The following is a 7,685-nucleotide window of genomic DNA, read 5'->3' on the forward strand; positions in this document are numbered from 1 at the left end:
GCCGGCCGCGCGCAACCGGCGAGCACCCGGGCCGGGGCCGCGCTGTTCTGGTGCAGCGACGCGCTGCTCGGCCTGCGGATGTTCGTGCTCGGCGGCCCGCCGAGCGCCCTCGACTCCGCGGTCATGGCCACCTACTGCGCCGGCCAGTACGGCCTCACCCGAGCCCCCTGACGGCCGCGACCCAACGAACCCGACCCAACAACCGCGAGCGAACGTCCCGAGCCAACGACCGCGAGCGAACAACCGTGAGAACTGCGTGTCACGGTGACGACTGCTGTCCGTGTCGCAGGCCTCACCACGACACGCAGTTCTCAGCGGAGGTCGGGCTCAACGGAGGTCGGGCTCAACGGAGGTCGGGCTCAACGGAGGTCGGGCTCAACGGAGGTCGGGCTCGGCGGAGGTCAGGCTCAGCGGGTCAGGCTCCGCGGGTCAGCAGGGCGGCGTAGCGGTCGAGGTCGACGTTGCCGCCGGAGACGATGACGCCGACGCGGGCGCCGGGCAGCCGCTCGGCGAGGCGGCGCAGCGCCGCGTAGCCGAGCACGCCGGTCGGCTCGGCGACGAGCTTGGTGGTCGCCGCGAGCGAGCGCATCGCCGCGACGAGTTCGGAGTCGGAGACCGTCACCACGCCCGTGACGTGCTCGCGCAGGATCGGGAACGTCAGCTCGCCGAGAAACTGGGTCTGCGCGCCGTCGGCGATCGTCGCCGGCGTCTCGATGCGCACGATGCGCCCCGCCTCCAGGGAGCGCTTGCCGTCGTCGCCCGCCTCCGGCTCGCCGCCGTACACCCCACACCCGGAGGCGGTCACCCCCGCCGCGCGGGCGGCCGCGGTGGCCAGGCAGGTGCCGGCGAGCAGCCCGCCTCCGCCGAGGGGAGCGACGACGGCGTCGAGGCCGGGCACGTCCTCGTGCAGCTCACGGGCGGCGGTGCCCTGGCCGGCGATGATGTGCGGGTGGTCGTAGGGCGGGATGAGCGTCAGACCGTCGCGCTCGGCGAGCCGGGCACCGATGGCGACCCGATCCTCCGTGGCGCGGTCGTACTCGACGACGCGGGCGCCGTACCCCTGCGTCGCCGCGCGTTTGGCCGTCGGCGCGTCGGTGGGCATGACGATCGTCGCGGGCACGCCGAGCAGCGACGCGGCCAGCGCGATCGCCTGCGCGTGGTTGCCCGAGGAGTACGCGACGACGCCTCGCGCGCGGGCGGCCTCGTCGAGCCGGCTCACCGCGTTGTACGCGCCCCGGAACTTGAAGGCGCCGGTGCGCTGCAGGTTCTCGCACTTGAAGAACACCCGCAGGCCGAGTTCGGCGTCGATGCGTCGCGACGTGACCACCGGCGTCCGGTGCGCGACCCCCGCGATCCGCTTGGCGGCGGCCTCGACATCGGCAGGCGTGGGCGGAGTCGGGGCGCCCGGATTGCGCGGACGGTCAGGGGAGAGAGGCATGCGCCGACTCTAGGTTGCGGCGGCAGCGCACAATGGATCAGGAGCGGACGGCACAGGGGCGTCCGCAGAGGGGTTGGCAACGATGGTCGAAGGCCGGGAGCGTCGGGACGCGCGGAGTCGCCGCGCCCCCCGCCCGTCGTACCAGGGGGAGTACGTGCAGCTGCCCGACACACCGCCTCCCGCCGGTCAGGGCCGCACCGTGCCGATCGTCATTCGTGAGGCGGCGCAGTGGAGTTGGCGGCTGCTGCTCATCGGCGCGGTCGGCTACCTGCTCGTGCGCGGGCTCGCGATGGTGCCGATGGTCACCATCCCGTTCGTCGTCGCGCTGCTGCTCACCGCGGTGCTCGGGCCGGTGCAGCGGTGGCTGCGCGACCGCCTCAGGGTGCCGCACTCGCTGGCGGCCTTTCTCGCGCTCCTGGTCGGAGTCGGTTTCCTCGGCCTCATCGGGTGGTTCGTCGGCACGCAGGTGAGCACGAACGCCCCGAAGATGGGCGAGCAGCTCATGGCGACCGTCGAGTATCTCGCCACGTGGCTGCGGCACGGCCCGCTGCAGATCAGCGACGAACAGGTCAACCAGTACGGCGTCGAGCTGCAGACGGCGATCGCCGCCAACCAGGAGCGGCTCGTCTCCGGCGCGCTGTCGACGCTGTCGGCGCTGTCGCACCTGCTCGCCGGCGGCCTGCTCCTGCTGCTGGCGACCTTCTTCCTGCTGCGCGACGGCGACCTCATCTGGGGCTGGGCGATGTCGCTGCTGCCGGTGGCCTCGCGGGCCCGCATCGACCTCGTCGGCCGGTTCGGCTGGCGCACTCTCGGCGGCTTCATGCGCGGCCAGACGATCATCGCGTTCCTGCACGCGAGCACCGTGTTCGTGCTGCTGGTCGTCCTCAACGTACCGATGGCCGCCGCGCTGTCGGTGCTGATCTTCGTCGGCTCCTACATCCCGATCCTCGGCATGACGGTGACCGGCACGCTGTGCATCATCGTCTCCCTCATCGAACACGGGCCGGCGGCGGCGATCGTCGTCGCCATCACGATCGTCGTCCTCATCCAGCTCGAGGCGCACCTGCTGCAGCCGTTCATCATGGCCCGCACCGTCGAGGTGCACCCCCTCGGTGTGGCGATGGCGGTGCTCGCGGGCACGACGCTCGGCGGCATCGCCGGCGCCCTGTTCGCCGTGCCGACCGTCGCGTTCCTCAACGCGACGATCCGCGCCGCGCACATGCCGTTGCGCCTCGACGACACCGGACACGTCGTGCTCGACGACCCCGAGCCGGAGCCGGATGAGCTGGAGGAGCAGTCCGAGGAGAGCGCCTCCGGGGCCTTCCGCGGCCGGGCCGGCGCGCCCCGCCCCACCTGAGTCCCGCCCAGCCGACCGCGGCCAGCGTCGAGACCGGGTCGGCGAGTTCGACGCGCGGCCGCAGGCGCCTTCAGAGCGCGGTGACCTGCAGAGATCGCCCGGAGCCGGGGTAGCGCTCGAACCGGCCGAAGTACTCCTCGTCGGGCCGGGCCTGTCCGCGCTCGATGGCGGCGGCCCAGCGGGGCGGGGTGTAGGCGCAGAACGGTTCGGCCTCGAACGGGTCGCCGGTCACCGCGTAGGCCCGGGCCCGGCTCCCGCCGCACATCGCGCGGAAGTTGCACACGCCGCACTTGCCGCGCAGGTTCGACCGGTCGCGCAGGCGCGTGAACAGCTCGGAGGTGCGGTAGACCTCGACGAGGTCGTCGTCGCGCACGGTGCCGGCCGCGATCGGCAGGAACCCCGAGGGAAAGATCTCGCCGATGTGGCTGATGAACATGAACCCGTCGCCGTCGTTGACGTTGCGGGCGCGACCGATGCCGTCGGACTCCGAGTGCCGCAGGCCGCTGGTCATGACGTCGAGCTGCACCGGCCCGGCGTTGGCGACCACCGGCTGGCCCGCGGCCTCCGCGTGCTTGTGGGCGATGACCGCGCGGGCGTAGTGCGGGGCCGCGGTGGCCTTGATGTCGAACGGCGCGGTCTTGCTCAGCTCGTAGAGCCGGTCGAAGACGGCCTCGAACTCGTCGGCACCGGCGACGTCGTCGGGGGTCGCGCGGCCCATCGGCACGAGGAAGAAGACCTCCCAGAACACGACCCCGAGGCCCTCCATGAGCGCGCACATGTCGTCCATGTCGGCGAGGTTGTCCTTGCGGATCACCGTGTTGACCTGCGTGGACAGGCCGATCTCCTGGGCCTGGCGCAGGATCCGCAGGCCGTGCTCGAAGGAGCCGTCGACCCGGCGGAACGTGTCGTGAATGCCCGGGTTCGAGCCGTCGAGGCTGACCGCGAGGCGGATCAGGCCCGCCTCCTTGAGGTCGCGCATGACCTGCGGCGTGCACAGGTCGGTCGTGGCGGGGGTGATCGCCATGCGCAGACCGAGGTCGGCGCCGTGCCGCACGAGATCGACGATGTCGGGGCGCTTGAGCGCGTCGCCGCCGGAGAACACGAAGATGCAGCGCCCGAAGTCGCGGACCCGGCTGATCATCGCCTTCGCCTCGGCGGTGGTCAGCTCGCGCGGGTCTCGCTCGGGCTGTGCGCACGCCCGGCAGTGCCGGCAGGCGAGGTCGCACGCCTGGGTCGTCTCCCAGATGACGACGAACGGGGCCTTGTCGAAATCCATCGGAGGCGGTCCGCCCGCCGCGGCGCTGCGTCCCGGGTGGCCCGGGGCTCCGTGCGGGTGGTGCGCGTGCTGTCCGTGCTGTCGGTGCGGGTGGCCGGCGCCGGGACCTGGGTGTGGCATGAGTTCGACGCTAATCCCGACCGCGCCCGCCCGGCCCGGGCCCTTCGGCCCCCTCACCCCACCGAACAGCGGTGCTGGGTGGCGACAGGCGGTTTTCAGGGGCGTGCGGTGGTGAGGCGGCGGAGGGCGAGTTCGGCGTAGAGCGCGGCGCCGTCGGCGAGCACGCGGTCGTCGAAGGTCGCGCGGGGGGAGTGGTTGAAGTCGGCGCGCAGCGGGTCGGCGCCCTCGGGTACGGCGGAGAGGCCGACGAAGGAGCCGGGCACCTGCTGCAGCACGTACGCGAAGTCCTCCGAGCCGCTGATCGGATGCGGCCAGCGGGTGTGCCGCTGCTCACCGAACAGCTCGAGAGCCACCTGTCGGGCGAACTCGGTCTCGGACTCCTCGTTGAGGGTCACCGGATAGCCTGCGTCGTACTCGATCTCGCAGGTCAGGCCGTGCGCCGCACACACGCCCTCGGCGACCCGGTGCACCATCTCGCGCAGCCGGGCGCGGTTGTCGTCGGAGAAGCAGCGGATGGTCGCCTCGAGGTGCGCCTCGTCGGGGATGACGTTCGACTTCGTGCCGGCGCGCAGCACCCCGAACGTCACGACGACGGGGTCGAAGACGCTGAACTGCCGGGTGACGGCGACGTTGGTCGCGGTGATGATCTCGGCGGCCACCGGGATCGGGTCCTGCGCGAGCACCGGCGTCGAGCCGTGCCCGCCGCGGCCGCGGACCGTGATCCGGGCCTCGTCGCCGGAGGCGAGCATCGGGCCGGGCTTGGTGATGAACTGCCCGCCGGGGTCGATCGCGGAGAACACGTGCATGCCGAACGCGGCCTCGACACGGGGACCGGCGGCGTCGAGCACACCCTCCTCGATCATGTAGCGGGCGCCGTGGAGGCCCTCCTCGCCGGGCTGGAACATGAACACGACGTCGCCCGGCAGCTCGTCGCGGCGGGCGTGCAGCAGCCGTGCGGCGCCGACGAGCATCGCCGTGTGCAGGTCGTGACCGCACGCGTGCATCGCGCCGTCGACCCGGGAGGAGTAGTCCAGACCCGTCTCCTCCTGCACCGGCAGCGCGTCCATGTCGGCGCGCAGCAGCACGGCCCGCGGGTTCGCCGCGTCGCGCCGGCCGCCGCGCAGTACGGCGGTCACCGACGTCAGCGCGGAGCCGGTGCCGACCTCGAGCCCGAGCGGGTCGAGGGCCGCGAGCACCCGCTCCTGCGTGCGCGGCAGGTCGAGCCCGATCTCCGGCTCACGGTGCATCTCGCGGCGGAAAACCACCAGGTCGTCGTGGATCTCCCGGGCGTCCTGCAGCAGCGACATCGTGCCCTCCGTCGTTCGGTGGCGTTCGGTGGCGGGGTCTGGCGGGCGGTCCGCCCCTGTTGCGATCCTGCCATCCGCGCGGGTCGCGGTTCCAGAGCTGCCGACCGGAGCCGGGCCGCGCCCGCCTGACCAGGCCCCTCCGAGCGACGCCGCCCGGCGCCGCTTGTTGGCATGAAGTGGACGAGTGGAGGCGGGGCCGTGCGGCAGCATGGAGGCGTGGTCTTGGGCGCTGGCAACGATGACAACGGTGACAACGATGACTCCGACGACGCAGGGCGGCTGACGCCGCTCGGGATGACCCTGCACGCGGTGCGCCTGCTGGGGATGCCCAGCCACCGAGACGTCATCTCGCTCTACTGGCTCTACGGGCTGGACCACGCCGAAGTGGGGGACCTGCTGCTCGACGCACAGGCGTTCGGGTGGGTGACCCGCCACGACGTCACGCTGCCGCTCGTCGGACGGCGTGTCTTGTGGAGCCTGACCGACCGAGGCCGCGAGCAGAACGAGCGCTGGCTGGCCGCCGATGTCGAGGCCCGCGGTGCCCGGCCGGCGCTGCTCGCGGCCCACGAGCGCTTCCGCCCCTGGAACGAGCAGCTCCTCGATGCGTGCACGCGCTGGCAGCTGCGCCCCACCGCCCTTGACCCGCTGGCCGAGAACGACCACCACGACGTCGCCTACGACGCGGCGATCGTCGACGAGCTCGACGACCTCGGACGCCGGCTGCGCCGGCTCACCGACTCCGTGACGCAGGTGCTGCCGCGGTTCGGCGTGCACGCCGAGCGGTTCGACGCGGCGCTGGAGGGGGTGCACGACGGCTCGCTCGGCTGGGTCGACGCCCCGGAATGGACGGCCTGCCACGTGGTGGGGATGCAGCTGCACGAGGACCTGCTCGCGAGCCTGGGAGTCTCCCGCGAGGCCGAGGCGCCGTGACCCGCCCGGTCGCGTCAGCCCAGACCGGCACGCTCGGAGTCGGTGGCCGGACGCACGACGAGGCGGGTCCAGGCGCCCACGTAGATGCGGTCGTCGGCGTCGACTTCGACCTTGGAGCTGATCGGGTCCACCGGGAGCGGACCGCTCGCCGGCCCCACGTAGGTGCCGTTGGAGGAGCCGAGATCCTCGATCCACCACCGGCGCCCGTCGGTCGTCAACAGCGCCTGGCGGCGGCTGGCTCCGGTGTCGGTGCCGCAGTCGATGTCGGGGCGCACGTTGCGGCTCGACGAGGGCCGCCCCACGAGCGCGCCGTCGTGCAAGGCCACGATGTCCGGCACCCCCGGAGACGGGCACGGCTCCGGACTCTCCTGCACCGCATACCAGTCGGGGTCGATCCAGATCTCCACGACCCAGTCCTTCACGGTCACCCGCGACGGAGGGCGGTTCGCCATCCGCTTCGAGGCCGAGGGCACCGGTGCGCCCGGGGAGCCCGCGGAGGGTGTGGAGGGGGAGGAGCTCGAGGCGCGCGGGGGCTGCGGGGAGTCGGAGGCCGGCGGGGCGGCCGAGGCCCGCGCTGGGTTCGCTGCCTCCGCGGGATCCGGGGCCTGCGCGGGCTCGGGAGCCTGCGCGGGGTCCGAAGCGTGCGCGGCGTCCGCCGCATCACCTCGAGATCCGGCCCCATCACCGGACTCAGGGCCTGACCCAGCGCCGAGCCCAGTTCTCGATCCAGAGCCTGAGCCGGAGTCGAGTCCGGAGTCGGGTCCAGAGCCTGCTCCGGAGCCTGACCCGGAGGCGGGCTTCCGGCCGATGTCGTCGGCGTCGCCGGCCCCGCCGGTCGGTCCGGCCGCTTCAGCAGCCGGCTCTTCCGCCGACGACTCCTTTAGGGACGGCTCCTTTACAGACGGCTGCTCCGCGGCCTGCTCCTCCGCGGCCGCCTGCTCAACGGCCGGCTCCTCCGCGCCCGACGCCGCCGCGCCCGACGCCGCCGCGCCCGACTCCTCCGCGCCCGACTCCGGCGCGGCACCCTCGTCGGCGTCCGACTCGTCGCCGGCCGGCTCGACCTCGAGCACGGGAGAGGCCCGGGTCGGGTCGACGCCGCCGATGTAGCTGCCGTCGGTCAACGCGACGGGGCGCGGCATGACCCCCGTCGTGAAGTCGTATCCGCAGGCCTCACAGAACAGCGCGTCGGGCATGTTCGGTGTGTCGCAGTTCGGGCACACCTGCGCGCCGGCCGCCGGCGGCGTCGGCGCCTCGGCC

The 7,685-nt window shown here is 73.1% G+C and carries 7 protein-coding genes; 3 read left to right on the forward strand and 4 right to left on the reverse strand.

What is annotated here, in order from left to right; all coding sequences use genetic code 11:
* Positions 1 to 171: lysoplasmalogenase family protein (locus PINTE_RS25160; protein WP_217996651.1), on the forward strand; the 171-nt coding region annotated here is incomplete at its 5' end.
* 244 nt (positions 172 to 415) lie between these two features.
* Here PINTE_RS25160 and PINTE_RS19380 read toward each other — a convergent pair.
* The gene (locus tag PINTE_RS19380; protein ID WP_068433970.1) at positions 416 to 1,438 is read right to left on the reverse strand and encodes a threo-3-hydroxy-L-aspartate ammonia-lyase; all 1,023 of its coding nucleotides are present in this window, start codon (positions 1,436 to 1,438) and stop codon (positions 416 to 418) included.
* Between the two features lie 154 nt (positions 1,439 to 1,592).
* On the opposite strand from PINTE_RS19380, the gene PINTE_RS19385 reads away from it, so the two are divergent.
* Entirely contained in the window at positions 1,593 to 2,795 is a 1,203-nt protein-coding gene (locus tag PINTE_RS19385; protein WP_169798583.1) for an AI-2E family transporter, read from the forward strand.
* 70 nt (positions 2,796 to 2,865) lie between these two features.
* Here the strand turns inward: PINTE_RS19385 and PINTE_RS19390 are convergent, their stop codons facing one another.
* A complete protein-coding gene (locus PINTE_RS19390; RefSeq protein WP_084343831.1) occupies positions 2,866 to 4,071 on the reverse strand; it encodes a TIGR04053 family radical SAM/SPASM domain-containing protein in 1,206 nt (401 codons plus the stop codon).
* A 215-nt stretch (positions 4,072 to 4,286) separates the two neighbouring features.
* Positions 4,287 to 5,498, reverse strand: coding sequence for a M20 metallopeptidase family protein (locus PINTE_RS19395; RefSeq protein ID WP_068433974.1), 1,212 nt, complete (start codon positions 5,496 to 5,498; stop codon positions 4,287 to 4,289).
* Positions 5,499 to 5,714: 216 nt separating this feature from the next.
* On the opposite strand from PINTE_RS19395, the gene PINTE_RS19400 reads away from it, so the two are divergent.
* Positions 5,715 to 6,428, forward strand: a complete 714-nt coding sequence (locus PINTE_RS19400) for a hypothetical protein (RefSeq protein ID WP_068433975.1) — start codon at positions 5,715 to 5,717, stop codon at positions 6,426 to 6,428.
* Positions 6,429 to 6,442: 14 nt separating this feature from the next.
* On the opposite strand, the gene PINTE_RS24635 is transcribed toward PINTE_RS19400, so the two are convergent.
* Positions 6,443 to 7,685: double zinc ribbon and FHA domain-containing protein (locus tag PINTE_RS24635; RefSeq protein WP_245643065.1), on the reverse strand; the 1,243-nt coding region annotated here is incomplete at its 5' end.

The sequence above is a fragment of the Piscicoccus intestinalis NBRC 104926 genome (assembly GCF_001515525.1).
Lineage (GTDB): Bacteria > Actinomycetota > Actinomycetes > Actinomycetales > Dermatophilaceae > Kineosphaera > Kineosphaera intestinalis.

Coding starts and splice junctions, on each gene's coding strand:
- PINTE_RS19395 (WP_068433974.1), bottom strand. CDS start 5,498: ATGTCGCTGCTGCAGGACGCCCGGGAGATCCACGACGACCTGGTGGTT.
- PINTE_RS19390 (WP_084343831.1), bottom strand. CDS start 4,071: ATGGATTTCGACAAGGCCCCGTTCGTCGTCATCTGGGAGACGACCCAG.
- PINTE_RS19380 (WP_068433970.1), bottom strand. CDS start 1,438: ATGCCTCTCTCCCCTGACCGTCCGCGCAATCCGGGCGCCCCGACTCCG.